The following is a 24,481-nucleotide window of genomic DNA, read 5'->3' as shown; positions in this document are numbered from 1 at the left end:
TGAAATATGATTGAAGTTTGGTTGAAATGTTATATTATAACAACAATTGTAAATTCTCGAATTTTGAGCTTGTCGTATGAACTTTCATAAAAATATCATTACTGCCTCCGTCTTGGCAGTGATAGCATCCGCAGCACATGCTGATCAAAAACAAAAAAATGTTCAATTAGATACAATTTCTTCTACCGCACATCCATTGGTTCAAACAGCTGCTGACTTCGCTGTAGCAGATCATGTGATTGATCAAAAAAAATTATCCGAAAGACCAACAACCATAGGTGATGCGTTAGCCGATGAGTTGGGTGTTTATTCTAATCAGTATGGAACAGGTGCAAGTCGTCCTGTGATTCGTGGCCAAGATGGACCGCGTGTAAAAGTTTTACAGCATGCTTCTGAAACTGCAGATGTATCAACACTTTCTCCTGACCATGCCGTAACGGTTGATCCTATTTTGGCGAAGCAAGTGGAAGTTATCCGAGGACCTTCAACATTACTGTACGCAGCTGGAACTGTGGGTGGTTTAGTCAACGTGACTGATCAAAAAATACCGACACAAATGCCAGCTAATGGTCTAGAGGGGCAAGTAGGCGTCCGCTATAACTCTGGGAGTGATGAAAAACTTGCAAGTGCAGGTGTAACGGCCGCTATAGGTGAAAATTTTGCACTTCGTGTTGAAGGCACGAAGCATAAAGCCAATGATTATATCCCTTTCAAAGGTTACTTCACTGAACATCATCATGAGGGTGAGACAGAGTCTCATCGTGAAAGTGCAAAACGTGTAGAAAATACCTTCTCAGAAGGTCAAACAGTTAATGTCGGCGGCTCATGGATCCATGATCGAGGTTTTGTGGGGCTGTCATATAGTAATCGACAAGATAAATATGGATTACCAGGTCATAGTCATGAATATCATGGATGTGAATTGCATGGAGATCATTTCCATTGTCCACCACCTAATTCAGCGCACGACCATGAACACGAAAATGCTGCAGGTCCATGGGTTGACTTAAAATCTGAGCGTTATGATCTACGAACTGAATTAAATGATCCATTAAAAGGGTTTGAAAAGCTGCGAGCTCATTTAAGTTTTACAGATTACGAGCATGATGAACTAGAAGAAAATGAAGTTATTAGTAACTTTAAAAGTAAGGGCTATGATGGTCGTTTAGAGTTGGTTCATATCCCGTTGTTAGGTTGGGAGGGTGTTGTAGGTGTACAAGCATCTCAGCAAAAAATAAAACTTAATGCGCCTGAGGGACATGACCATGATGAAGTTGATCATGGTGACCATGATCATAGTGATCACGATCATGAACATCATGGTCATAGTCATGATGTTCTGATGGCGGATACAAAAACCAATAAGTACAGTTTATTTGCACTAGAACATAAACAGCTTGGTCCTGTGCATGTCGAATTGGGCGCTCGTGTAGACCATCAAAAAATTGATGTCGATTCCAATCAAAAGAACTACTCAGGGACTGCTGTTTCAGGATCAGCTGCAGCTAATTGGGAGTTCGCGCCAAATTATAAGTTGTCTCTAGTGGGGTCTCATCAACAACGTTTACCGCTAGCTCAAGAGTTATATGCAGATGGTCTTCATTTTGCAACAAACACATATGAGCTAGGTAATCCAGATATTGATAAGGAAACATCAAATAATCTAGAGTTAGGTGTCCATTATGAAGGTGATCAGCTCGATTATCATGTTCATGTTTATCACAATTGGTTTGAAGACTATATTTATGGTGCAACTGTAGCTCAACAAGGCAATTTACGTGGACTTAAATATACGCAGGATAAGGCACGTTTTTATGGAACTGAGGCTCAGCTAGGCTATCAAATTAATGATACTTACAAGGTGAGTGTGTTTGGTGATTATGTAAGAGGCAAGATAGAGGGGGAAAATGCTCCACGTGTTCCTGCTGGACGACTTGGTACAAAGGTGGAAACCAATTTTGCTGATGGTTGGTCTGGTTTAGCTGAGTATTATCATGTATTCACGCAAGATAAATTTGCTGACTTTGAAAAAGAAACCCAAGGTTATAACATGGTCAATGTTGGTGTGTCTTATGCTGGGCAGTTAAACAATCGCAACGATTATCGGGTTTATTTAAAAGCAAATAACTTGTTGGATGATCAGGTTTATTCGCACAATTCATTTTTATCGAATATTCCACAAATTGGACGTAATTTTACCGTCGGCGTTGAATACGGGTTCTAATTTAATTCAACGTGTTAAAAACAGTTTAATGCTTGAAAAAACGTAAATTAAAACCTAGTCTGAAAGTATCGGACTAGGTTTTTTGTTATGCGTCTATTTAAACGAATTCACCAAAAATTAAATTGGTCAAACCGACGTTATGTTGGTCTGATTCTCGGTATGCTGACCATCGGCTATTTAGCCTCAGCGCTATATCATATTTATAAACCATTACCAGAAGGGCTTAATTATTCCGGTAAATTACGGCATGCAAATGTGAAATTCCTAGCAGACCAAACTTATATAGATACGGCGGGTCAGCGACAGCAGCATCAGATTTTTGATGAAATTCTCAATCTTATTGAGCAAGCGCAAACCACAATTGTGTTAGATATGTTTCTGTTCAATCCTGAAACTGGTCGGTCTCAAAATCAACATCGCGCCTTAACACAAGAACTGACCCAAGCACTCATTCAAAAAAAGCGTCTAACACCGAATATTGAAATTAAATTAATCACTGATCCTATAAATTCAGTTTATGGTGGAATAATCCCAGAGCACTATCGACAACTCAGACAAGCAGGAATTGATGTCATAGAAACAGATTTATCACCATTACGCGCATCGAATCCACTGTGGTCGGGCATTTGGTATTTTTGTTGTCAGAGTTTAGGTAATAATGCTGAGAAAGGTTGGTTAAATAATCCTTTCGGGGAAGAAAAAATTACCATTCGAAGCTATTTAAATCTTTTTAATTTTAAAGCGAACCATCGTAAAACCATCGTAGTAGATACATCCGAGGGATGGAAAACACTAGTGACTTCGATGAACCCACATGATGGAAGCTCACGCCATTCCAATGTAGCACTTGTGGTCGAAGGGCATACAGCTGTCGATATTTTAAAAACTGAACAATCAGTGGCTTTATTTTCTAAAGCAAATATTCCAATGGTTATTGTGGGAGATGTACCAGAAGATAAACTGTTGCCGAAAGTGCAAGTACTGACAGAAAAGGCAATATATGATGAACTGCTGAAACTGATTGAATCTGCTCAAGGTGCTGATGCAAAAATAGATTTGGCAATGTTCTATTTATCAGAGCGAAAAATTATTGAAGCCTTAATTGAAGCTCATCAACGCGGTGTTGAAATTCGTGTTTTACTAGACCCGAACAAAAATGCATTTGGACGTACTAAAAATGGTATTCCAAATCGTCCTGTCGCGACAGAGCTCTATAAAGCTGGAATAGACGTACGCTGGTGTAATACACAAGGTGAGCAGTGCCATTCAAAAATGATTATTAAGCGTAGTTCAGATCAGGTTGAACTGATTTTGGGGTCGGCTAATTTTACTGCTCGTAATTTGAAAAATTATAATTTAGAAACTGATTTACGTGTTATTGGCTCTTCAAATCAGCAAGTTTTTAAAGATGCAGTACAGTATTTTGATACTGCTTGGATGAATTTAGAGGGTAAGCAAATGAGTGTTGATTACTCAGAATACGCAGAAGATTCAAAAATGAAATATGCCATTTATCTATTCATGGAATGGAGTGGTCTCTCAACCTTCTAAAAAAAATCCCTCTAAAGAGGGATTTTTTCATTTATGGATTCGGTGGAACTAATTTATCGAGTTCCTTATCATCAATCTGATCGAGCTCTTTAATGTCGGTTTTAATTTTCCACTTAGACTCATCCTCAACAGGTTGAGGTAAACGTGCTTCTAACCAATCACAAACCACATCTGGCGTAAAATCAGGATGATTACACTGAATCACCCAAGATAAGAATTGTTTCGCCTCACCATTCATATAGGGTGGAGGAGACACTGGTAAAAACTGAGTGGGTAGGCGTTCATTTTTAGAAATGTAATTCAATACATGACCAAGTTCTTGAACCGTTTGCCAAGCTAAGGCATGGTCGATATTGATTTGAAATTTAAACCACCATGCATGTTCACCATCAGTGCCATAAGAATCGATATAGTTTTCTTGGACACTCGGAACTTTACAAAAAAATTGGTGCAGGCGATCAAAACTCATTTCAGGCACGATGGATAATCTCGCAAAGTTAAAAATGGTTAGTCTAGCAGATTTACAAACAGACTCATGCAGATAAATAAAAGGTCTAAAGTATTAAATTTAAAATTTTAAATAATGTTCAAGATTTCTACATGATTGATCTATATTTAAGCTTTAGAATGAGTGTTGAAAACAAAAGTAATCTTACATTTGGAATGAGGTAATAGAGATGAACAATACATTATTGGTTAAGACTCTATTGGGTTCAGTGATTCTTTTAATAACGAGTCATACTTTTGCAGATAGTTGGGCTAATTACCAAGGTTCTAAGGTTCGACCTGTAAAACCAACACAGACTCCAATATATACTGGTAATGCAGATCGTCTAAGTAAGCCAGTCCCATTGCAACAACCACGTTTTGCTCAGAATAGACCTCAATTACAGCGACGATATCCTCCTTATCCAGCGTATCCGCAGCAGAATGGGATTACAGTGATCTATCAACAGTCTTTACCGACCACGACGACATATTCTAGCAAGCAGTCAAGTTTCGTAAATGGGCAGGGTGGTACTATTGAAATGAGTCAGTATATGCTGATTTCAGATTGGCGTCGTTATGGTCTTCCTGCACCACAAGTTGGAATGCATTGGATATACCAAAATGGTCGATATATCCAGATGCCAAATGATCGTTAGATGCTTAATCCAATTTGTCTAAGCCATCTTTATCTAAGCCAACTCATCATCTTCAGGGCGTGGTGTTTTTCCAAGTGGTAAAGGTTTATCTTGGTGTTTATCTCGGATCACTGATGGAAAATTCCAAGAAGCAAAACGCACGACCAATATAGCGAATGCTAGGATTAAAATTGATCCTGTAATAATGACTAAATCAATATCAGCTTTATGGTCATGTTGAATATCTGAAATTAACAGACGTGTCAGGGCAGTGATGGCGATATAGATCAGAAATCTGACGGGCATATGATTGGTCTTAAAATAAATACCTACCATCGCACCTAGCTCTAAATAGATAAATAACAACAGAATGTCATCAATCGTTGCATATTGTTTTACCGTAAGAATATCAATCACGGTATGTCCTGCAGACCAAATTACCATGCAGCCAATAATAAAGAGCGCAATATAGTGGAAGCTCTCAACTGCTAGATTTCCAAAACGATCTAATAAGGATTCGATTTTTTCTACGCTAATATCTTTTTTACTCATGACATCTCCTCCTTTGAAAAAACCTGATGGTTTCATTGGAGTGATGCAAAATTCATGCTCATCTTATGCCTAAGCAGGGAAGACTATTATGAGTTGCTTTGAAAATAAGCAAATTTCAGATAAAAAAAAGCCTGAAGAATCAGGCTTTTTTAAGATAAAACTTATGATTGATTTGTGAAGTAATCTTCGCTAAATCCCATCACGATTTCAGAGCTAGCTTTGATGCGAGCTAAACGTGTATTTAATTCAGGTAAAACGCGTTGGATGTAGTAGTTCACCAAAGATAATTTGTTCTCATAGAACTCACCTGATTTTTCACTCGCAGCTTTAGCAATTTTAGCAAACATATAGGTAAAGCTGAGTAAGCCTACCGCATGTAAATAATCCACCGCAGCAGCATTCGCATAATCAGGATTTTCCGCAGCACGTTCAAGAACAACTTGAGTAATCGATTCAAGTTCAGTTGCAGCATCAAGAGTGGCATCTTTGATGTAATTTAAGTCCGCATCTAATGCATTTGCAAAGTCACGAATTTCTTCGATATATTCTGCGATGAATTGTCCATTACATTTAATCGTTTTACGACCAATTAAATCTTGTGATTGAACGCCGTTCGTTCCTTCATAAATTTGTGAGATACGAAGATCACGGATACATTGTTCCATACCCCATTCACGAATATAGCCGTGACCACCAAAGACCATTTGGGCATCTAGTGTCGCATTGAAAGCAGTGTCTGTTAAATATGCTTTTGCGATTGGTGTGAGCAAAGCAACACGATTATTTGCTTTTGCAACTGCTTCTGGATCCGTCGAGAACTTTGTAATATCCAGTTGTTGACCTACATATACTGCAAATGCACGTGATGCTTCATTGTTCGCACGAGCATTTAAGAGCATACGACGTACATCACCGTGTACAAGAATACTATCAGCAGGTTTATTCGGAGATTTCACACCTGTTGCACTACGACCTTGTAAGCGATCAGTGGCGTATTGAGCAGCATTTTGATAAGCAAATTCTGAAGCGCCTAAACCTTGGATACCCATGGACAAACGTTCATAGTTCATCATCACGAACATTGCAGCAAGACCTTCGTTTTCTTTACCGACTAAATAGCCTTTTGCACCGTCAAAGTTCATCACACATGTTGCAGAGGCTTTGATCCCCATTTTGTGTTCAATAGAACCAGGGCCTACAGGGTTACGATCACCCAAGGTACCATCTTCATTCACTAAGAATTTAGGTACAATGAACAGAGAAATACCGCGTGAACCAGCAGGAGCATCAGGCGTTTTTGCTAATACAAGGTGAATAATATTTTCAGCTAAATCATGGTCACCACCGGTAATAAAAATTTTAGTACCTGTGATGTTGTAAGTACCATCTTCATTACGTTCAGCTTTAGTTTTAATAATGCCTAAATCAGTACCTGCGTGAGGCTCTGTGAGACACATCGTACCTGACCATTCACCTGAATAGATTTTAGGAAGATAGGTTTCTTTTTGTTCTTGAGAAGCATAGCTATTTAATGCCATACCCGCACCCACAGAAAGAAGTGGGTAAAGCATAAATGATGGGTTGGTTGCAAAAAGCATTTCATCTGCAAGCACAGTCAGCATTTTTGGCATGCCTTGACCGCCCCATTCTTCGTCAGCACCTAAGCCAATCCAACCACCTTCTGCATATTGTTGGAACGCTTCTTTAAAGCCCGCTGGTGTGGTAACAGATCCATTATTATAAGTTGCGCCTTCTTCATCACCTGTGCGATTTAGGGGAAGGGTTACGTTTTGAGCGAATTTAGCCATCTCTTCTAAAATAGCTTCAGCTGTCGCAGCATCAATATGAGCTAAATTCTCATTTGATTGCCAAAATTGTTCAGCTTGAAATACATCATTCAAAATGAACTTCATATCTGTAAGAGGCGCATTATAGATTGGCATTTTCGTTCACCTTTTTTTTGTTTAAATATCTTTAGTTCTTAGCAGTCTATCGAAGCATATTAGGACTTGTTAGACGACTAAAGGTTAATATCTCGAATTTATTTATAAAGAAAAAGGACGGCCAAATCTATGACTGTCCTTTTTCTTTTACACATATTTAATATGGATCATTAGAATGCAAAATGTTCAGCATCCAAAGTCATTAATGGTTCTAATCCACCTGCAATTACGTCAACATGTGAGCGAACGCGTGGAAGGATCTTCTTGAAGTAGAAGCGAGCTGTTGTGATTTTCGCATTGTAGAAGTCAACTTCAGTTGAACCTGCTGCAAGTTGTTGTTGAGCAACTTGAGCCATGCGAGCCCATAAGAATGCTAGCGTTACATAACCAGAGAAGTATAGGTAATCTACTGCAGCAGCACCGACTTCATCAGGGTTTTGCATCGCGCGCATACCGATCTGCATGGTTAAATCGCCCCATTCTTTGTTGAGTGCAGCCAAAGGTTCAACAAACTCTTTCAAGTCTGCATTATCTTTGTTTGCTTCAGCGAATTTGTGAATGATTTTGGTGAAATCTTTCAACATCGCACCTTGAGTTTGCAGTACTTTACGACCTAACAAATCAAGTGCCTGAATTTCAGTGGTACCTTCATATAAGCAAGCAATACGTGTATCACGAACAATTTGCTCCATACCATGCTCTGAAATGAAGCCGTGACCACCAAATACTTGTACGCCTTTGTTTGCAGCTTCATAACCAACTTCAGTTAAGAATGCTTTAGCAATTGGCGTTAATAATGACAGAATATTATCTGCAAATTTACGTTCTTCTTCAGTCGCGCCTTTCTCAACGATATCAGCATAGTGAGCAAGGTAGTACACTAGAGCTCGACCACCTTCAGCAAATGCTTTTTGCGTTAAGATTAAGTTGCGAACTGCTGGATGCACAATAATTGGATCTGCTTCTTTTTCAGGTGCTTTAGGACCAGAAAGTGAACGCATTGCTAAACGATCTTTCGCATATGCCAAAGCACCTTGGAAAGATGATTCAGCAGCAGACAAACCTTGTACAGCTGTACCAATACGTGCAGTGTTCATGAAGGTGAACATTGCATTCAGACCGCGGTTTTCAGGGCCAATCAAGTAACCTGTTGCACGATCAAAATTGATCACACATGTTGCGTTACCATGGATACCCATTTTATGTTCAATCGAACCACAACGAACAGCGTTGCGCTCGCCAACTTCACCATCAGCAGTTAAGTTAAACTTAGGTACGATGAATAATGAGATCCCTTTTGTTCCCTTAGGAGCACCTGGTAAACGCGCAAGAACGATGTGAACAATGTTGTCCGCCATGTCATGCTCACCAGCGGAAATAAAGATTTTCTCACCTGAAATCGCAAAGCTACCATCTGCATTAGGTTCAGCTTTTGTGCGGATAATACCAAGGTCAGAACCCGCATGAGATTCTGTTAAACACATGGTACCTGTCCACTCACCTGAAATCAGTTTTGGTAAGTAAGTATTTTTTTGCTCTTCCGTACCATGGTGCTCAATTGTACGAACTGCACCATGAGATAGACCTGGGTACATACCCCATGCCCAGTTCGAAGAGCCGATCATTTCAGAAATGATAATGCCTAAAGAGTTTGGTAAACCTTGACCACCATATTGTTCTTCAGCAGCTAAAGATGGGAATCCTAATTCTACATATTTTTTATATGCTTCTTTGAAGCCTGTTGGAGTAGTAACTACACCATCATTCCAAGTACAACCTTCGCGGTCACCTACTTGGTTGAGTGGAGATAATTCGTTTTCACAGAAATCTGCAGCAGCTTCTAAATATTGATCAACCAACTCACGGCTTACGTTTTCTTGGAATGCAGGGAGTTTTGAAAAGTGTTCTTCAGCATTTAATAATTCATGCAAAACGAATTGCATATCACGTAAGGGCGCTTTGTATTGTGGCATATCGGGTTCCTCAATACTGGTTAAACCAGATTTATAATCCTAATAAAAAATGTCGTGTCATCTACGACACCTATTTTGTTCTATTACATCGTGCAATAAGTTATTGCTTGGTACAAGTTTTATAGCCATATTCTGTGTGACTGTAAAGTCAAAGAAAAAATATTAATTTTGGCTAAGTGTTTAGAGTATAAAGTTTTTTCGTGAATTATATGTGAACAGAATAGTCAAAAACGTAATAAGTTATGACATAAAAAAAGGCGCAACATGCGCCTTTTTAATATTCAATCACTTAGTAGTGAGTTGAATTGAATTATGCGGATTTTTTTAAGTCTGGTTTAACGAGTGGTTGATTTGGTTTGAAATAAACTTTACATACACCGTTGATAGTCTGTTCACCCACTTTGATTTGAACTTTTTTACCGTCAGTTTGTCCATTGCATGCTTGAAGTTTTGCATTTTGACTAACTTGCTGTTGCATCAAACGTTGATCAAATTTTTGAACAAGCTCAGCACGTTTGGCATCTGTGAGCGGTTCACCTTTTTGTGAACGGTTAGCTTGGGCCGAAGTTGGCTTTTCAGCTTTAAATTGGGCACGTGCTTGCTCATGCATTTTTTTCATATCAGCACGATCCGCTATGAAACGGATATGACAAGTACCATCAATATTTTGTTTATCAGTTTTGATTTGAACAGTTTGACCTACAACTTTGCCGTCGCATGCTTGACGAATTTGCTGCATCATCGCTTTACGGTCAGCACGCGCTTGTTTGAATTGCTCGCGTTGTTCAGGTGTTAAACGTTCTTTATGATGATGTTTTTTATCATAGTGACCCTTTTTAACTTCTTGAGGTGCTTGAGTTGTTGTTTGACATGCAGTAAGTGCGCCCATACTGATTAAACCAGTGGTCACCAATACAATTTTGTTCATCGCTTTCATTATGTTTATCCCCAAAGTTGTTTGGATTCGGTATAGGTAAAGATTAAATAATAAAGATGAAGAAACAATGGAGAGTTTTTTGAATCAGTGTTAGATACAATACTGAAAAACGAAGAAATAATGTGAGTTCAATTTGAATATACGTCGCGTACCAATCGCACTACGCTTATTTTTTACAGTACTGTTAACGACATTGCTCATTACGACGGTTAGCTTAAGTGTGCTGCATTGGACGATGCAAAAAAACTTCACCAAATATGTAGCTGATGTAGAAATGCAAAAGCTTGATCATCTGATCGATAATTTAGCGGGCGTATTCTCTGTTTATCAAGATTGGGGCAATGCCGTTCAAGCTCAGATTTTACAAATTGAAGGTGAAGCTGCACCCGATGATTATGATCGACTATCACGTTGGTGGTTACGTCGCCAATATGATATTGCATTGCAACAGCGTTATTTCAAAGAGCATACATTAATTAGCGAAATTGAGTCACAAAGAACGCAAACTATTAGTCCAGAAGAGCTGAAAGTCTTAGAAGAAAATTTACCTTCTGCATTTCAGCCATTTGAAGGATTGCGTTTCCCATTAAGTTCAAATCAGAATCAGACAAGAACCACGAACAGTTCTGATAAATCACATGAAAATAAGCTTTCTAGTTTGAGAACTTCTGAATACCAGCAGGGCAAGAAACTATTTATATCTATGTCTGATCACTTGGGTTTAAGTTCTAGACTTTCCTTATATGATGCAAAACAACAGTTTATCTTGGGTGAACCATCAGAGAATATGGTGTCGTATCGACCGATCACAGTTGATGGAAATATTGTGGGGTATCTCGGGCTAAGACCTGTTTTAGATCAAGATGATGCTTTAAGTATTAATTTCTTTAGCAATCAAAAGCGTTATTTATTTTTAATATATATTCTGACATTTATTTCGAGTTTGGTTGCTGCCTTATTATTAGCAACTTATTTTAGAAAGCCAATTCAACGCTTATTAAATGCAACACGAGAATTAACCAAAGGGAATTTTCAGCATCAGGTGAAAGTAAATCGTAACGATGAGCTTGGCGATCTTTCGACTGAAATTAATCAGTTAGCTGTGATTCTAGATCAGCATGAAAACTCTAGAAAGCAGTGGGTTGCAGACACTTCGCATGAGTTAAAAACGCCGCTGGCTGTTTTGCAAGCACAAATTGAAGCAATGCAAGATGGAATACGTAAACCAACGCCTGAACATTTTGCTTCAATGTTGGCACAAGTTTCGAGTCTGAAAAAATTAACACAAGATTTGGCTGCGTTAGCACAAGCTGAAGCACAACAACTCAATTTTGATTTCAATGAAATTGACCCTTGGAGTGTCGTGTTAAATGAGATTGAAAATTTCAAACCTAAATTTGAACAAGCCGATCTCACGATTAGCGCAGAGGGGCATGGAACGAAATTACAATTAGATGTAGATCGTTTTAAACAAATTATGGTCAACTTACTCGGTAATACTATTCGCTATACGGAAGCCGGTGGAAGAATTCATGTGCATACGATCGAAAACGATAAGACTTGGTCGGTGATTGTTGACGATAGCCCATTAGGTCTTACTGATGAGCAATTGGCTCATTTAGGTGAGCGTTTCTATCGAGCGGATGATTCTAGAACACGTAGTACTGGCGGAACTGGATTAGGTCTAGCATTATCGTGCAAAATTGCACAAGGCATGAAGGGCTCCTTGAAGTTTGACCACTCACCATTGGGTGGATTGCGCTGCATCCTTACATTTCCAAAGAAATCGTTTTAAATTGAAGAAGGGTGACATATGAAACATGTGATGCTGGTTGAAGATGAAGTAGAACTTGCTCAATTGGTGCGAGATTATCTTGAAGCAGCTGGCTTTGAAGTCAGTATGTTTCACGATGGTCAAGAGGCTTATGATAGCTTTTTACAACGTAAACCAAGTCTAATGGTTTTAGATTTGATGGTACCTCGTATGGATGGTCTCACGATCACCCGTAAAGTCCGTGAGCAGTCTGATTTGCCTATTATCATGGTGACAGCACGAACGGAAGAGATTGATCGTGTACTTGGTTTGAATATGGGGGCGGATGATTATGTTTGTAAACCATTTAGCCCTAAAGAGTTAGTTGCTCGTGTTCAAGCAGTGTTGCGACGTTTAGATCGTAAAGCAGAACCTGAAGAAAATAATTTATTCCGTATGGACAAAGGTCAACAACGAATTTGGTATCAAAACAAATCTTTAAATTTGACACCTACAGAATTTCGACTTCTTGAATTATTTTTAGAACACGTAGGTCAGGTGTACTCTCGTGCGCAATTATTGGATCATATCAACCCAGACAGTTTTGAAGTGGCAGATCGTGTGATTGATAGCCATATCAAAAACTTGCGCCGTAAAATCTCGGATGCCGCGGAAACAGGTAATCGCCATGAATGGGTTCAAGCTGTTTATGGGGTGGGATATCGTTTCGAATATCCTGAAGATTGATTCTTTGTGATAAAAAAAGCGAATCTAGAAGTTCGCTTTTTTTTGGTGCGTTGGTTTTGGTTAGGGTCTCTACAATTGGCCATTTCATATGCAACTTTCATGTAACTTTGTTAGGATATGAGCTTATTAGAGGTGGCTATCGTATTTTTATTTAAAGTAAGCTTCGACTCTAGCTTTTACTATAGGATCAACATCATCAACCATATAAAAGCAATATCTATATTTTTCGATCAAAACACTAATATATTTTTGTTTATCAGGAACTGTGTGTTTTAACATTATCTGTGCAGCTACGGTTATTAAGTTATTTGATTGGCGCATCAAGGTGATCAGCATCTCATCTTCATATCCCATAACATCTCTAGTAAATGACTGTTTTACAGTATGTACTATGGAGTTAAGTTGCTTCAAATGATATTTTTTGAAATCACAAAGGGTGAATAGCCACCAAAATTATTGGCTGAGCAGGTAAGTTTGCAGCACCAAGCTTATCAAGCATTTCAGAAATCATTGGACATGTGTCGGATTCAAATTGCTCTTCAAATGTGTAACTAAATTGCAATTTTGATATTTGATGATTACTTGCAAGAAATAATAACCAATATGCTCTGACTACAGCTTCAAATTGTGATCTAAGTAAAATCATAGCTTGTGTTGGTAGATTTGAAGATAATAAACCACTTACTCCAAGCCCATGCTCAAATGAGATGTAAATACATTGTTTAACTAAGTCCAAACGCGGCCCACAATCGATAATGTCACTATTAATAATTTATTGTTTTAGCTCTAAGATCATCTGAGTTGATAATCCAAAAAGTTGTTCTATATCCATAATGAATATCGTACTCATAGAGTTGTAATGATATAACCCAAATATAGAATAAGTTTTTCGTATTACTACTATTTATTAATTTAGCGTAATTATTGTTATAGAAAAGCAATTTTTAACTTTATTTAAATGACTCTGAGTAAAGCGATATGCTTTTGTTCGGCTTTTTTAAGCTTCGATACCACAAGATTATAGGAATTGGAGATCAAATCTTCGATAAGCTCTTCATCCAATTCAGATTCATCATAGATTGAAACCCAGTGTCGTTTATTCATGTGCCATCCAGATCGAATATAAGGATAAATATCTTTTAACATATGTCCATGATCTGGTTCGACTTTTACATTAATCGCAGCTTTGCCTTGTAAGTGAAATGCGAGCAAAAAGACTTTATCCATAATTTTATAAACATCACATCCCTCACCAAACGGTTGACTGACAGTGACTTCAGGAAGTTTTAAAGCTTGTGATGCTGCCAATTGATGTAAATGCATATTAAAAACGAATGGGTATTGTGGATAATGATTAAATTATCCACAGAATGAGAGAGGTTTGTGAATAACTTATGATGAACAACTGACTTGAATTTCAGGGACATCACTAGCTAAAGGGCCTAAGTCTTCTGGTTGTTCAAGACGTTCTTGTTTGGTGTATGGTGTTTGAAGAAGTTTGAACAAGCGATCAACTTCAGAGAAATCATCACGTTCAGCAAGTTCAATTGCTTTCTGTGCCATATGGTTTCGTAGAACGTAGTGTGGATTGGCTGTTAACATCGCTTGATCGAGATCGTCAGTGTCTTGATTTTCTCGTATTGAGAGATATTGGTGAAGAAACCGCTCAAATGCGATACGATCAAGGCAATCATCTTTGATTTGTTCATACGCTTTATTCTGTAAACGAATAAAACTTTGGGTGTAATCAAGTTGCTCTGTTTGTAAAATATGTAGGAAAGCCATTGCACAATCAAAGCTATCTTTATGAAAACTTGGTAATCCCATTTTTTGACTTAAACCAAGTTTATAGTGCTCCAGGAACGTTGGTTCATAGTGTTCTAAACAGGAAGACAAGTCTTGTTTCCATTGCTCTCGATCATAATTTTCTGGACAGAGAAGAATGAGGCTATTTAACCAAGTCCATAAATTCCAGTGCCCGATACTCGGCTGGTTCTGATACGTATAGCGTCCTTGGTAATCAGAATGATTGTTGATCCAATTAGGACGGAAACGCTCCATAAAACCATAAGGTCCGAAATCTAAAGTTGAGCCGGTAATATTCAGGTTGTCAGTATTCATGACCCCGTGCGCAAAACCAATCAGTTGCCACTTGGCGATCATGATCGCAGTACGTTGAATGACTTGAGTTGCAAAAGAAAGAACAGGTTGTTCTGTCTCCAAACATTCAGGGTAGTGCCATTCAATGCACTTTTGTGTAAATTCTTGCAGTAGATCTGGCTGAAATTGATTAATCCACTCAAAGTGACCTAAGCGAATATGTGTATCACACGTACGCAACATCATCGCGCCACGTTCAAGTTTTTCTCGTTGTACACCTTGATCTGATGATACAAAACCAATCGCATTACTGGATTGAACACCTAGGGCATTGAGGGCGTGTCCAGCCAAATATTCACGAATAACGGAACGTAACACTGCACGACCATCGCCTCTCCGAGAATAGGGGGTAGAGCCAGCACCTTTAAGATGTAAATCGACCGTGTTGTTATTTTGATCCAGGATTTGAGCAATGAGTAAACCGCGACCGTCACCAAGCTGTCCAGCCCATTGTCCAAATTGGTGACCCGCGTATACCATCGCCAAAGGTTCAAACTCAGCAAAAGTTTTTTGCCCGCTACAGATTTCTACCCAGTTCATCTTATCTTCTTGAGTCCACAGTAACTCATCTGCAAGTGCTTCATTAAAATGACCAGGTTTAGCCCCTTTTAGCGGAAGAGGTTGTTGATGATGATACAGTCGAGCAGGTAGTGTGTTATAGCGAGAATTGAACTGCATATAATTTTTCAAAATGTGATGAACAACTTTGACTATAGCAAAATTCGATACATAAAACTGTGACTGCTACATTGGAAATGGTATCGAAAAAATAAAAAAAGCCCCGATCAACGGAGCTTTGGAGTAACTGAAGAGTCTCTTGAATGAGTTATTCAGATACTGGTGATTTCTTTAAATTACGAACCAATAAGTTCAATGTCTCTCTATGATGAGATAAACGTTGTTCAACCAATTGGAATTCAACTTTCAGTTTACTATCCATTAGGTGGATTTTTTCAGCAACAGCTGCTTTTTTGGCATTAATTTCTTGCTCTTTAAGCTTCGCCCAATCATTTAAAGTTTGCGTAAATGCTTCATATTCTTGAGCAATTTTTGTTTTAACTGTCACGATATCATCATTCACGTTATGGCCGTAAACAGCGAGATCTTGTTGGGCATATTTAAACTTCATTGCAAGCTCAGCTTTTTTAATATTAAAACTTGGAATACGTCGTAAGTTTTTTGCGAGCCCTAGTTTTGAACACGTCCAGATCAACCATTTAGTTGGGTCATACTGCCACCATTTTACGCCATTGCGATAGTCGTATTGGAAGATATGATGGTAGTTATGATAACCCTCACCCCAAGTCGCAATAGCAAGAACAAAGTTGTCACGTGCAGTATTTTCATCTGTGTACGGACGTTTGCCCCACATATGGCATAGCGAGTTGATAAAGAAAGTCACATGATGGCTTAAAATTAAGCGCATTAAACCACCCAACAATAATACTCCCCAGACATCACCAACTGCCCATCCAATAGGAAGAAGAATAGCGGCATGAACGACAATCACGAGAGGGATGTAATATTTATCTTGGAACATGACAATTTTGTCAGCCAATAAATCAGGGGCGTTTTTGTAATTTGCTTCAGCTGCTGGATAGTTGCGTAGCATCCAACCGATGTGCGCGTACCAGAAGCCATTGTTAATTGAGTAGGGATCTTTTTCTACATCATCAACATGACGATGATGGGTACGGTGACCTGAGGCCCAATACAAAATGCTGTTTTGTACAGCAAAGGTTCCCATAATCATTAAAATGATTTTGAGTGGTACAGTCGCTTCATAAGCACGATGTGCCCATAAGCGGTGATAACCTGCGGTAATGCCAAGACTGCTCAGACCCAACAGCGCAAACATACTGATCCACGCAGCAAGCGAGAAATCATGATGATAAGCATAAAGTGGAATCGCAATAACGGCGACAATAGGTAAAAACACCAATGCAAATACTGCAATCCAGTTGATTGGGGCTTTGGGTAGGGGAGCATTCATCTCCAACAGCACTCCTAGAACCTTTAATAGGTTAAAACTAAATCCACTCACAAATTTGTGAGGTTAGACTCGTTAATACTAACATGGGCGAACATGTGTTCACTAGCATTATTGTACAGTTGTATTGTTTAAACCGTAACAGAATACATCATTGTATAAATTCGACTTTGGACGAATTTCTAAAAATAAATTAGAAAAAATAATCAAATAAGTTTTTGAATTTGAAAATATTATAGGTGAGACATCATTAACTTGGGATAATCAGTAATTAAGCCTTGAACTCCTAAATCCTTAAGCTGTTTAGCACGATCTATATGATTGACTGTCCAAATACTAATATTTAAATTTGCGGAAAGTGTGGAGGCAATGATCTCATTTGTAGCAAGTTCGTTCATCCAACCAATTTGACAACATTCAAATTTCAAAGCTTGATCAATGGCTGCATGCTTTATATCGGTTTCAACCAGTAATCCACGCTTAAACCTTGATTTTTGCTGTTGAAGGGCTTGATGAATTTTAGGATCGAAACTGGTGATAATGGCGGAATCTTCAAAGCCTATTAATTGTTGATCTAAGGCTTCGACAATCTTTTCTGCGGCCTTCATCGATTCAACAGCTTTGACCTCAACTTCAATATGATTAAAATTATGAATAATTTTGAGGGTTTGATCGAGTAGAGGCGTAGCTTCGACTTTATTCCATTCAGACCACGTTACGGCATGATTATACTGCGCTAAATCTTGCTCATCACATTCGTATAAATGTTTAGCTTGGCCTGTAGTACGAATAAAGTCATCATCATGCATCACGATCAGCGCATTATCTTTGAGTTGACGAACGTCAAATTCTACAGCGCGGATACCAATATCTTGAATATATTGAAATCCACCGAGGGTGTTTTCAGGTGCTTCCCCACGCGCACCACGATGACCAATTATTTTCATAAAACACCCTGAAATTTCAGGGTGATTTTAGTGCTAAATCATGAATGAAATATGACGATTTTTAATCAAAATTTTGATTAAAAAAGCATTTTAAGTGGATGGGGCAATCAACATGCAGACCTTTTTTACACTTTTAAGGTCAGGGCTCAATTGTCTCATTGATATTCTTTTGCCAAAGCACTTCTGAGCCACCTTCAGCACGTTGTAAGGTACGAGATGCGACGAATAACCAATCAGATAAGCGGTTCAAAAGTTGTAATGATGTGGCTTGGATATTTTGATCACGTTGATGAACAGACATCACGCTACGTTCAGCTCTACGGCAGACAGCACGTGCTTGATGAGCAAAACTGCAGACTAATGTACCAGCTGGCAAAATAAAGTCTTTTAGCATGGGTAATGCTTCGTTCATACGATCAATATCATTTTCTAAAAATTCAATACATACTGGTTGAACCAAGTTAAATCCAGGAATGCAGACTTCGCCGCCTAAATCAAATAACCAATGTTGAATCAGACTGAGTGATTTATCCCATTGAGCTTTGTCTTCAATGCTACTTAAAGCAATGTACGAACGTAATACACCAATGGTCGCATTGAGTTCATCGACATCACCTAACGCATCGATACGTAAATCATCTTTAGGTACACGTGAACCATCGCCTAGTCCGGTAGTGCCCGTATCTCCCGTGCGGGTATAAATTTTACTTAAACGGTGACCCATGAGGTTTCCTTTAAATTTTTTTAAGTGCTAGATATGAAAAGAATCATGCCATAGGCATGACATGATTCTCAAAAGTATTTATGAGTCAAAGAATGCTTAGTATCTGAATGTCACACCAGCAGAAGCTAAACGTCCACCATTGACATAATATTGCTCACCAGCACTGTGAACAGTTTTATAGTTCACATCACCAACGTTTTCAATATTGGTAAACAGTTTTACATGCGGGTTAAGGTTCCAGAATGCATTTAAGTCTACTCGAGCATATCCTGGAATATCTTGGCTAAAATCCTTTGCTTTTGATTTGGCAACGAGCGAAGCACTTAAACCATAATTTGCATTTTGTAAACCTGCTGAAACAGTAACTGATTGACGAGGACGACGTAATAACTCAGTATTTTTTTCAGTATCTTCAGTTTTGATATATGTATAGCCTGCATTGATAAAGTACTGATCATTTGTCCACTGTGCTGTCAATTCACCGCCTGTCATTTGTGCTTTATCAACGTTTTGGTTTTGGTAAGTTGGGAACGTATTCACCCAATCGCCATCACAAGTACTGACGCAGATTGAATTAATTAGATTATCAACTTTGGTATAGAAAGCAGAAGCACCCAATGAAATATTAAGTGGGAGTTTTTGATCAATACCAATTTCATAAGAAATGCTTTCTTCTGGCTTAAGTTGTTCATTACCACCATAGGCATATAGATCATTTAATGTAGGTGCTTTAAATGCAGTGCCAATATTGGTGTAAATACTTGTTGTAGGAAGCAATTGGTATCTGAGTGCACCCTGCATGACTGTGTGTGAACCAAACTTTTCATTGTCTTCTAAGCGGATGCCAGCTTGCGTACTCAAGCCATCGGCTTGATATTGATGCTGAATATAGTAACCTGTTGAATTAATATCTTCGTTTAATGCATCGGTTTTAGCTTCAGTATTACGTTGGGTCACACCAACTAGAATATTTTGGGCTGGTACAAAATTCCATTTGCTATAAAGCTCAGCCTCTTGAGTCGTACTGTGTACAAAACTATTAGAAGTTACTTGCTCCAAATCATCTTTAAATTGGGATAAACGTGCATGAACTTCAAGCTGATCAGTTGGGTTAATGCGTCCCTTTGCATTTATGATTTCATTTTCAAAATCTTGACTTGAGAATGTACCCCAGTTGTTGTATTCCCCATTTCCTGAGTTCTGACTGAAATCTAAAGATGCAGCATAACGTTTTTGATCTATACCAAACTTGGCACTATAACCTTTTTGATCAAAGCTATAGTTACGTTTATCATTCATATTAAATACTGGCGTACCGTCAGTTTCTAATATTTGACCTCGAACTTGTGCATAGATGCCATTTTCAGCTAAATCTGCGCCAACAATCGATTTATAGGTGTTATTTTCACCAATTTCACCTGTAATAAAAGCTGTAGTTTTTTCTGGTGTGCGCGTGACAAATTGAACCACCCCTCCAATTGCATCAGTTCCATAAAGTACAGATGCTGGACCTTTTAGAACTTCAATTTGTTTAAGATCGGTGGTGTCTAAAAATGGAATCGAGGCAGCACCAGTTGTCGCTGTATTTAAGCGGACGCCGTCACGTAGCACTAGAGTTTGATTTGAATTCGTGCCTCGTAAAAAAATTGAAGTTTGTTGACCGTAACCGCCAGATTGAACCACGTTAATGCTAGGATCTGTTTTAAGTAGGTCTGGCAGAGCTTTAATTGGTGACTGTTCGAGAATCTGTGGCTGGATAATTGAAATACGTGCAGGTACGTTTTCAAGCTTTTCTTCTGAGCGAGTAGCTGTGATTACAATAGTTTCTAAAGTTGCATTAGAAGTTGTTTGTTCTTGAGCAAAAACTGATGTAGTAAAACCCATCGCAATAGCGATTGCACCAACCAAAGCTGTTGGTTGACATTGAATAGACATAACGTGCTCCATACATTCACTTCCCCGTGAATGATTGAGTGGAAGAACACAACAAGCAGGTATCCGGACTCAAATGTAGTAACTGGATTACTTACATTTCCACCTTCCCACATATGACATGCAGTGGTGTAGATCTCTAAAAATCAGAAATCTATTGAGAAATGCTTTTCATTTTTTACCGTTGCGGGGGCAGTGTTGGATTTTCACCAACTTCCCTAAAGCGATTGCTTTGACTTGTTGCAATTTGAGCGCAGTATAAAGAGCGCTTCTCATTTAAACAATCTTCACACCGAATATTCTGAGTGAACTTTACGCAAGATGAAAAAATTGCTTTACAATGAAGCGCCCAAAAATGATAGATCGGCTATGATGAGGGTGGATTAGAGCTAGAATAGATGCGAACTCGTGCAAAAATATGCGGAATTACCCGATTAGAAGATGTCCAAGCTGTTGTGCAAGCTGGTGCGGATGCCATAGGATTTGTGTTTTTTCCACCAAGTCCAAGACACGTAGATGTTGAGCAAGCATCACTGTTGGTTCAAGCGATTCCTGCTTATGTGCAATCAGTTGGATTATTTGTTAATAGTTCAGCCAAAGAGATCCAAAACATACTTAAAAAAGTCCCTTTAGATATTTTGCAGTTTCATGGCGATGAAAGTCCAGAACAGTGCAAACAAATTGCTCAAGCAGTGGGTCGCCGCTGGTATAAAGCAATTCAAGTAAAACCAGAACTAGATATCGTTGAAGAAATCAATAAATATCAAAAGTTTGGTGCGAGTGCTGTGTTGTTGGATGCATGGCATCCAGATTTAAAGGGCGGAACAGGCCACAGCTTTGATTGGACAACATTTCCAAAATTAAATATTCCATTGATCTTGGCAGGAGGACTAAACCCTGACAATATCGAGCAAGCAATTCTTACAACACAAGCATATGCTGTGGATGTGAGCGGCGGTGTAGAGTCCGCAAAAGGTATAAAAGACCAACAACTCGTAGAACGCTTTATGCAAGGAGTCCATCGTGGATCAGCAAACCGTTAATCAACAAGATCAAGTGATTGACTATACCCAATACCCTGATGCAAAAGGGCATTTCGGTATCCATGGCGGACGTTTTGTGTCAGAAACTCTAATGGCTGCACTAGAAGATCTAGAGCAACTGTATTTCCGAATGAAAAATGACGAACAGTTTTTGGCAGAATTCGACCGTGACCTCGCTTTTTATGTAGGTCGTCCAAGTCCGCTTTATTATGCTGAGCGATGGTCAAAGGAGTTGGGTGGTGCACAAATCTATCTAAAACGAGAAGACTTGAACCATACTGGCTCCCATAAAGTAAATAACACGATTGGTCAGGCTTTGCTGGCAAAGTTATCAGGCAAAAAACGTATTATTGCTGAGACTGGTGCAGGTCAACATGGTGTGGCAACAGCGACCATCGCAGCGCGTTTAGGGCTTGAATGTGTTGTATACATGGGTGCAGATGATGTGAAACGCCAAGCGATGAATGTATATCGTATGCGTTTATTGGGCGCGACTGTTGTTCCTGTCGAAAGTGGTTCTAAAACATTAAAAGATGCCATGAACGAAGCCATGCGTGATTGGGTAACAAATGTCGATTCTACTTATTACGTGATTGGTACAGTTGCAGGTCCACATCCATATCCTCAATTGGTACGTGATTTCCAATCGATCATTGGTCGTGAAGCTCGCCGTCAAATTCAAGAGCAAGCAGGTCGTCTACCAGATGCACTGGTTGCTTGTGTCGGCGGTGGTTCAAATGCGATGGGCTTGTTCTATCCATTCCTGAATGATCAAGATGTGAAAATGTACGGTGTCGAAGCTGCTGGTTACGGTATTGAAACTGGTAAACACTCTGCTCCATTAAATGCTGGTCATGTTGGTGTGCTGCATGGTAACCGCACTTATCTTATGTCGGATGCACAAGGTCAGATTATTGAAACACACTCAATTTCAGCAGGTTTGGATTATCCTGGTGTAGGCCCAGAGCATAGCTTCTTAAAAGATATGAAGCGTGTTGAGTATGTTCCAATTAATGACAATGAAGCATTACAAGGCTTCCGCGACTTAACTAAAATTGAAGGTATTATTCCTGCACTTGAAAGTTCGCATGCGATGGCATATGTGACTAAGTTGGCTCCAACGATGTCTAAAGATCAAATTATTATTGCGACGGTTTCAGGTCGTGGTGATAAAGACTTAATGACAGTTGCACGCATTGATGGCGTGGAAATGGTAGAGATGTGATGTAAAACAGCATTAAATAAAGCTCCTTGGTAGGGGCTTTATTTTTATAAAAAGAAAATGGGGGAATGAAATGAGACAAGAAAAAAAGCAGGGTTATGTTGAAGTATTCATCGAGTCTTATGAGGAATTTATTGAATTAATTCGGCCAGATAAAGAAAATTTGAAAGATTATCTTGATAGTTGCTCAGCTAACCTTTTATATCGTGGTCAACAAGATCATAATTGGTTATTACAACCTAGTTTATTTCGGAATGATCAGACTTTTGAAATTTATTCTGACGCTTTTCATAACTTATACAATGCACAATTGTTAAGAATAAAGACATTTATAAAAGGCTGTGATCAAAATGGAATTCAAATTCCATCGGATTCAAAACACCTGAGAGAAGAATTGCTTAATCGCAACATTGATTCGAGTCTAATTGATAAGATTTTTTTAAATAGCGCCTACGCTCCACCTGACGATTTATATGAGTTTCTTGCATTTGCTCAGCATTACGGAATACCGACCGAATTGTTAGATTGGTCAAAGAGTCCGTTAGTTGCTAGCTTTTTTATGGTTAAAGGAGTCCTTGATAGTTTTATAAGTGAGAAAAATAAAGAGAAATTTAATTACGCTGGCTGGATGTCCTTATGGATTTTAAACCCTGACAAGAAGAGCTTACTTAATCAAGGTAGTGCAGAACCTATTTTTGAAATGGTGGAAGTTCCTAAAGGGCTGAATCGAAATATTTCTGCACAAGATGGATGTTTTACACTTATTCGTCAAAAACTTGGAAACAGCCAAAGTTTAACTTGGAATGAAGAAAATAGAAGATTTCAAGAGATTAAATTACTTGATGAGCTTATAGCTGAGAAAAGAGTTGAAAAAATGCTCTTAAAAATTTCCTTGCCTGTAAAGTTCGTAGAGAAAGTTTTGAAGTATTGTGAAGCTTATGATGTAACGTCTGCTTTAATTTATGGAGGGGCAGAAGGTGCTGCAAAATATGCGAATGATAATTTTGCCTTAGAATCTTTTAAGCTTAAACTATCAGAAATTCAATAAAAGTAGGACCTCTCATGCCTAGCCTATTTATCGTCATGCTCGGTGGTCGACATCAGCGTGCCAACACCGAAGTGCACGATGTCGTGCTCGCTGTAGGTGAAACATTGGAAGAAACTTACCCACAGCTTAAAACCGCATGGTTTGGTGAGAAGAAAGGCTTACATATTGATGCTTGGGCGAAGGTAAATGGAGTGGAATATAATGAGCAGCAATTCCAAATCCATTTTACAGATGCAGCTCCTAATGAAAACGAAATGAAACTCTGGTTGATTAATTTAGGTGGGTACCACGTTAATGAGTTCGGAGAGTTACATCGTTATGTATTAGTACCCGCTTTAAATAGTGCATCGGCTAAAGAACGTGGTAAATCATTCTTTGGAAAAGATTGGCAAAAACAGCATACAGATCGGGTTTTGGACGTTGATGATTGTATTGCCATTGATCAAGTTCATGGTCGATATATTCAATTGATCGAGGGTCAATTTCAAGAAGGGTATTGGGAAAATACATACATCACGATCGGATAATTTTTCATAAAGAACAAATTTACTATTTATATGAATTTATGTGCTAAGAAAAGCCAAATAAAATCTTTATGTGGAATAAGTGCT

Annotated in this window: 22 protein-coding genes and 1 riboswitch; of the genes, 9 read left to right on the top strand and 13 right to left on the bottom strand. The window is 38.7% G+C overall.

Translation table 11 applies throughout. The annotated features are described in order from the left end of the window. Window positions 1-76 precede the first annotated feature (76 nt). Both znuD and AC1M9H_RS10630 read left to right on the top strand, forming a co-directional pair. Window positions 77-2,224, top strand: coding sequence for a zinc piracy TonB-dependent receptor ZnuD (znuD, locus tag AC1M9H_RS10635; protein ID WP_481613348.1), 2,148 nt, complete (start codon window positions 77-79; stop codon window positions 2,222-2,224). A gap of 87 nt (window positions 2,225-2,311) precedes the next feature. Beyond that, a complete protein-coding gene (locus AC1M9H_RS10630; RefSeq protein WP_481613347.1) occupies window positions 2,312-3,775 on the top strand; it encodes a phospholipase D family protein in 1,464 nt (487 codons plus the stop codon). Between the two features lie 31 nt (window positions 3,776-3,806). Here the strand turns inward: AC1M9H_RS10630 and AC1M9H_RS10625 are convergent, their stop codons facing one another. Continuing rightward, the gene (locus AC1M9H_RS10625; protein WP_092767573.1) at window positions 3,807-4,253 is read right to left on the bottom strand and encodes a hypothetical protein; all 447 of its coding nucleotides are present in this window, start codon (window positions 4,251-4,253) and stop codon (window positions 3,807-3,809) included. A 199-nt stretch (window positions 4,254-4,452) separates the two neighbouring features. On the opposite strand from AC1M9H_RS10625, the gene AC1M9H_RS10620 reads away from it, so the two are divergent. Continuing rightward, a complete protein-coding gene (locus AC1M9H_RS10620) occupies window positions 4,453-4,920 on the top strand; it encodes an RcnB family protein (RefSeq protein ID WP_481613346.1) in 468 nt (155 codons plus the stop codon). A gap of 33 nt (window positions 4,921-4,953) precedes the next feature. Here AC1M9H_RS10620 and AC1M9H_RS10615 read toward each other — a convergent pair whose 3' ends face one another. The 4 genes from AC1M9H_RS10615 to AC1M9H_RS10600 form a co-directional block, all read right to left on the bottom strand. Then, window positions 4,954-5,451 (bottom strand): phosphate-starvation-inducible protein PsiE, encoded by a 498-nt coding sequence (locus AC1M9H_RS10615; protein WP_035265636.1) that lies wholly within the window; start codon window positions 5,449-5,451, stop codon window positions 4,954-4,956. A gap of 161 nt (window positions 5,452-5,612) precedes the next feature. Further along, the gene (locus tag AC1M9H_RS10610; RefSeq protein ID WP_092767569.1) at window positions 5,613-7,394 is read right to left on the bottom strand and encodes an acyl-CoA dehydrogenase C-terminal domain-containing protein; all 1,782 of its coding nucleotides are present in this window, start codon (window positions 7,392-7,394) and stop codon (window positions 5,613-5,615) included. Window positions 7,395-7,564: 170 nt separating this feature from the next. Then, the gene (locus tag AC1M9H_RS10605; RefSeq protein WP_180028280.1) at window positions 7,565-9,367 is read right to left on the bottom strand and encodes an acyl-CoA dehydrogenase C-terminal domain-containing protein; all 1,803 of its coding nucleotides are present in this window, start codon (window positions 9,365-9,367) and stop codon (window positions 7,565-7,567) included. Between the two features lie 310 nt (window positions 9,368-9,677). Then, a complete protein-coding gene (locus AC1M9H_RS10600; protein ID WP_481609070.1) occupies window positions 9,678-10,304 on the bottom strand; it encodes a hypothetical protein in 627 nt (208 codons plus the stop codon). A 133-nt stretch (window positions 10,305-10,437) separates the two neighbouring features. Here AC1M9H_RS10600 and baeS point away from each other — a divergent pair, with 133 nt between their 5' ends. Continuing rightward, entirely contained in the window at window positions 10,438-12,099 is a 1,662-nt protein-coding gene (baeS, locus tag AC1M9H_RS10595; RefSeq protein ID WP_035265564.1) for a sensor histidine kinase efflux regulator BaeS, read from the top strand. Between the two features lie 18 nt (window positions 12,100-12,117). After that, complete coding sequence (locus AC1M9H_RS10590; RefSeq protein WP_092767563.1) at window positions 12,118-12,804, top strand: response regulator; 687 nt, start codon at window positions 12,118-12,120, stop codon at window positions 12,802-12,804. Window positions 12,805-12,951: 147 nt separating this feature from the next. On the opposite strand, the gene AC1M9H_RS10585 is transcribed toward AC1M9H_RS10590, so the two are convergent. From AC1M9H_RS10585 to AC1M9H_RS10550, 8 genes are all read right to left on the bottom strand, one after another. Continuing rightward, the gene (locus AC1M9H_RS10585) at window positions 12,952-13,215 is read right to left on the bottom strand and encodes a DUF6988 family protein (protein ID WP_481613345.1); all 264 of its coding nucleotides are present in this window, start codon (window positions 13,213-13,215) and stop codon (window positions 12,952-12,954) included. A gap of 16 nt (window positions 13,216-13,231) precedes the next feature. Then, complete coding sequence (locus tag AC1M9H_RS10580) at window positions 13,232-13,540, bottom strand: DUF6988 family protein (protein WP_481613344.1); 309 nt, start codon at window positions 13,538-13,540, stop codon at window positions 13,232-13,234. A 218-nt stretch (window positions 13,541-13,758) separates the two neighbouring features. Continuing rightward, window positions 13,759-14,127 carry an MmcQ/YjbR family DNA-binding protein gene (locus AC1M9H_RS10575; RefSeq protein WP_481613343.1) on the bottom strand — a complete coding sequence of 123 codons (369 nt, stop codon included), beginning with the start codon at window positions 14,125-14,127 and terminating at the stop codon, window positions 13,759-13,761. 69 nt (window positions 14,128-14,196) lie between these two features. Further along, window positions 14,197-15,642, bottom strand: coding sequence for a protein adenylyltransferase SelO (locus tag AC1M9H_RS10570; RefSeq protein WP_481613342.1), 1,446 nt, complete (start codon window positions 15,640-15,642; stop codon window positions 14,197-14,199). A gap of 148 nt (window positions 15,643-15,790) precedes the next feature. Beyond that, window positions 15,791-16,957, bottom strand: coding sequence for an acyl-CoA desaturase (locus AC1M9H_RS10565; protein WP_035265557.1), 1,167 nt, complete (start codon window positions 16,955-16,957; stop codon window positions 15,791-15,793). Window positions 16,958-17,187: 230 nt separating this feature from the next. After that, complete coding sequence (locus tag AC1M9H_RS10560) at window positions 17,188-17,901, bottom strand: glycerophosphodiester phosphodiesterase (protein ID WP_180028285.1); 714 nt, start codon at window positions 17,899-17,901, stop codon at window positions 17,188-17,190. A gap of 139 nt (window positions 17,902-18,040) precedes the next feature. Further along, a complete protein-coding gene (locus AC1M9H_RS10555) occupies window positions 18,041-18,625 on the bottom strand; it encodes a cob(I)yrinic acid a,c-diamide adenosyltransferase (RefSeq protein WP_481591709.1) in 585 nt (194 codons plus the stop codon). A 96-nt stretch (window positions 18,626-18,721) separates the two neighbouring features. Continuing rightward, window positions 18,722-20,560 (bottom strand): TonB-dependent receptor plug domain-containing protein, encoded by a 1,839-nt coding sequence (locus AC1M9H_RS10550; protein WP_481613341.1) that lies wholly within the window; start codon window positions 20,558-20,560, stop codon window positions 18,722-18,724. 37 nt (window positions 20,561-20,597) lie between these two features. Continuing rightward, window positions 20,598-20,813, bottom strand: a riboswitch (cobalamin riboswitch). A 142-nt stretch (window positions 20,814-20,955) separates the two neighbouring features. On the opposite strand from AC1M9H_RS10550, the gene AC1M9H_RS10545 reads away from it, so the two are divergent. The 4 genes from AC1M9H_RS10545 to AC1M9H_RS10530 all read left to right on the top strand — a co-directional run bounded on the left by AC1M9H_RS10545 (window position 20,956) and on the right by AC1M9H_RS10530 (window position 24,397). Continuing rightward, a complete protein-coding gene (locus tag AC1M9H_RS10545) occupies window positions 20,956-21,600 on the top strand; it encodes a phosphoribosylanthranilate isomerase (protein WP_481613340.1) in 645 nt (214 codons plus the stop codon). After that, the gene (trpB, locus tag AC1M9H_RS10540; RefSeq protein ID WP_035265544.1) at window positions 21,581-22,825 is read left to right on the top strand and encodes a tryptophan synthase subunit beta; all 1,245 of its coding nucleotides are present in this window, start codon (window positions 21,581-21,583) and stop codon (window positions 22,823-22,825) included. The genes AC1M9H_RS10545 and trpB overlap by 20 nt, the downstream gene beginning before the upstream one ends. A gap of 70 nt (window positions 22,826-22,895) precedes the next feature. Beyond that, complete coding sequence (locus tag AC1M9H_RS10535) at window positions 22,896-23,870, top strand: FRG domain-containing protein (protein ID WP_481613339.1); 975 nt, start codon at window positions 22,896-22,898, stop codon at window positions 23,868-23,870. 14 nt (window positions 23,871-23,884) lie between these two features. Then, window positions 23,885-24,397: a DUF1543 domain-containing protein gene (locus tag AC1M9H_RS10530; RefSeq protein ID WP_481613338.1), complete on the top strand. Its 513-nt coding sequence runs from the start codon at window positions 23,885-23,887 to the stop codon at window positions 24,395-24,397. The last annotated feature ends 84 nt before the right edge of the window (window positions 24,398-24,481 follow it).

The sequence above is a fragment of the Acinetobacter sp. ANC_7512 genome, assembly GCF_056779935.1.
Note: the sequence above shows the minus strand (reverse complement) of the source record. Positions and strands in the feature narration are given on the sequence as shown.

Excerpts from the sequence above, each read along its gene's own strand:
- znuD (WP_481613348.1), top strand. The coding sequence starts at position 77 with ATGAACTTTCATAAAAATATCATTACTGCCTCCGTCTTGGCAGTGATA.
- AC1M9H_RS10630 (WP_481613347.1), top strand. The coding sequence starts at position 2,312 with ATGCGTCTATTTAAACGAATTCACCAAAAATTAAATTGGTCAAACCGA.
- AC1M9H_RS10620 (WP_481613346.1), top strand. The coding sequence starts at position 4,453 with ATGAACAATACATTATTGGTTAAGACTCTATTGGGTTCAGTGATTCTT.
- AC1M9H_RS10615 (WP_035265636.1), bottom strand. The coding sequence starts at position 5,451 with ATGAGTAAAAAAGATATTAGCGTAGAAAAAATCGAATCCTTATTAGAT.
- AC1M9H_RS10610 (WP_092767569.1), bottom strand. The coding sequence starts at position 7,394 with ATGCCAATCTATAATGCGCCTCTTACAGATATGAAGTTCATTTTGAAT.
- AC1M9H_RS10605 (WP_180028280.1), bottom strand. The coding sequence starts at position 9,367 with ATGCCACAATACAAAGCGCCCTTACGTGATATGCAATTCGTTTTGCAT.
- AC1M9H_RS10600 (WP_481609070.1), bottom strand. The coding sequence starts at position 10,304 with ATGAAAGCGATGAACAAAATTGTATTGGTGACCACTGGTTTAATCAGT.
- AC1M9H_RS10590 (WP_092767563.1), top strand. The coding sequence starts at position 12,118 with ATGAAACATGTGATGCTGGTTGAAGATGAAGTAGAACTTGCTCAATTG.
- AC1M9H_RS10575 (WP_481613343.1), bottom strand. The coding sequence starts at position 14,127 with ATGCATTTACATCAATTGGCAGCATCACAAGCTTTAAAACTTCCTGAA.
- AC1M9H_RS10570 (WP_481613342.1), bottom strand. The coding sequence starts at position 15,642 with ATGCAGTTCAATTCTCGCTATAACACACTACCTGCTCGACTGTATCAT.
- AC1M9H_RS10565 (WP_035265557.1), bottom strand. The coding sequence starts at position 16,957 with ATGAATGCTCCCCTACCCAAAGCCCCAATCAACTGGATTGCAGTATTT.
- AC1M9H_RS10560 (WP_180028285.1), bottom strand. The coding sequence starts at position 17,901 with ATGAAAATAATTGGTCATCGTGGTGCGCGTGGGGAAGCACCTGAAAAC.
- AC1M9H_RS10555 (WP_481591709.1), bottom strand. The coding sequence starts at position 18,625 with ATGGGTCACCGTTTAAGTAAAATTTATACCCGCACGGGAGATACGGGC.
- AC1M9H_RS10550 (WP_481613341.1), bottom strand. The coding sequence starts at position 20,560 with ATGTCTATTCAATGTCAACCAACAGCTTTGGTTGGTGCAATCGCTATT.
- AC1M9H_RS10545 (WP_481613340.1), top strand. The coding sequence starts at position 20,956 with ATGCGAACTCGTGCAAAAATATGCGGAATTACCCGATTAGAAGATGTC.
- AC1M9H_RS10535 (WP_481613339.1), top strand. The coding sequence starts at position 22,896 with ATGAGACAAGAAAAAAAGCAGGGTTATGTTGAAGTATTCATCGAGTCT.
- AC1M9H_RS10530 (WP_481613338.1), top strand. The coding sequence starts at position 23,885 with ATGCCTAGCCTATTTATCGTCATGCTCGGTGGTCGACATCAGCGTGCC.